Raw genomic sequence first — 1,742 nt, 5'->3', positions numbered from 1 at the left:
CCGTTTAGTACATGTGTTATAATTGCAGTAGATAAGTTGGCTGATTTAGCTATATCATTATGGGTTATACCTTTTAGTTTTAATTTGTAAGAAATATATTTTCCAACTTGTTTACTTATATAATTACTCATATAGCCTCTTATCTTTACCCGTTTATCGAAATACAATTACTATTTTAGTGAAGTTTATATATGTTTTTTCGATAAATAACGGGTATTAATTAATACTTATATTATATATTATACTCATTTTGAGCAATAAGTCAATAGAGAATATTGATTTTTTACTCAAAAAAGGAAATAAATGGAAACTATAGCTGATAGATTTATCAAAATGCGAAATATGCTTAATATCAATAAAAGTCGATTTGCCCAAAGTATACAAACGACTCCTTCTATTGTTGGAGAAATTGAAAGTGGTAAAAGAGAACCTTCTAAAAATATTTTGATAAAGTTATTAAATACATATAACGTAAATATTAATTGGTTATTATCTGGTGATGGAAATATATTTTTAAATGATAGAAATACACAAAATATAGAATATATAAATTCTGATTCTGAGTTATTTATAGAAAAAAACAATGACAATAATAGTGACCATTTTAATGGTTTATATAGCAGATATTTATTAGAAGATAGTAATACAGAAAATAAAAATCTACAAAAAAGTATAGATTTAATAAATATAGTTAATGAAAATATAAATGTAAATACCGCCATACAAATACCAAAAGAATTAAATGAATATAAAAATAAACTAATAGGTATAATAGAAAAAAGTGATAGTATGGAACCAACTATAAGAAGGGCTTCTGTAGTCCTTTCTGATACTTTGGGGTTTCAAGGAGATGGAATATATTTGATTACAATTAATGAACAATATATGATAAAAAGAATATCTATAAGACCTGATTTTTATGTAATTAGTTCAGATAATAAATCTTATGAAAAATTTGAAATATCTTCTGATAGTGATAAATTAAAAATAGTAGGTTTAGTTAGATGTGTAATAAATATTTTTTAGGAGTTTTTTATGCAAAAAAGTGTAAGTATATTAAAAATTATATCTTCAGTTTTGACTATAGCTGCTTTTGGATGTTTTGCTTATGGAGGATTGATAATATTTCAAACTTGCAGAGAAGTCGATAATGACATAAAAAATAAAAACAATTACATAGAAGCTAAAAATAGCGATGAAGTTGTAGGTTTTTGGTATAATGAAATATAAAGGCAAGGTGTATATTTTGGAGAGGATGGAACTTTTAAAGCCGATGTAAAAACTCCTGAAGAAGAAGCTTATGCAGGTAATAGGACTTATTATATAGAAAATGGTATATTTAGTATAGTTGATGATAAAAACGAAGTTTATACATTTAATAAACCTATACTATTGTCGAAAGATAGAAAAATATTATATTTACATTCAGATACTAATAAACCATATATAAAACAATAAATGGCTGCAGTCCGCAAATTTGCAAATAGCCGAACGTTTGGCTGTTTTGTACTAGAAAAATGTTACAAATATGCATACGTATGCATATTTGAGTTATAGAAAAATTGTAAATTCGCCATCGATGGCGAATTTAAATACAAAATTGATTTCGTATTTAAATTCTAAAATAAGCAATAGATTGCAATTTTAGGTGCTGGAAAAATTTCAAATTCCCAAACGTGTGGTAATTTGGGTACTAGAAGATTTGCAAATTCCCTATCGATGGGTAATTTGACTTCTAGTAA

At 25.4% G+C, this 1,742-nt stretch carries 2 protein-coding genes; both read left to right on the top strand.

All coding sequences use genetic code 11. The features are described from left to right. Positions 1-303: 303 nt before the first annotated feature. A complete protein-coding gene (locus F811_RS0100150; protein WP_020003304.1) occupies positions 304-1,026 on the top strand; it encodes an XRE family transcriptional regulator in 723 nt (240 codons plus the stop codon). Positions 1,027-1,035: 9 nt separating this feature from the next. Next, positions 1,036-1,230 carry a hypothetical protein gene (locus F811_RS0100145; protein ID WP_020003303.1) on the top strand — a complete coding sequence of 65 codons (195 nt, stop codon included), beginning with the start codon at positions 1,036-1,038 and terminating at the stop codon, positions 1,228-1,230. The last annotated feature ends 512 nt before the right edge of the window (positions 1,231-1,742 follow it).

The organism is Brachyspira innocens ATCC 29796, assembly GCF_000384655.1.
Taxonomy (GTDB): domain Bacteria; phylum Spirochaetota; class Brachyspiria; order Brachyspirales; family Brachyspiraceae; genus Brachyspira; species Brachyspira innocens.
The sequence above is the reverse complement of the archived record's forward strand: the minus strand, read 5'-3'. Positions and strand labels throughout refer to the sequence as shown.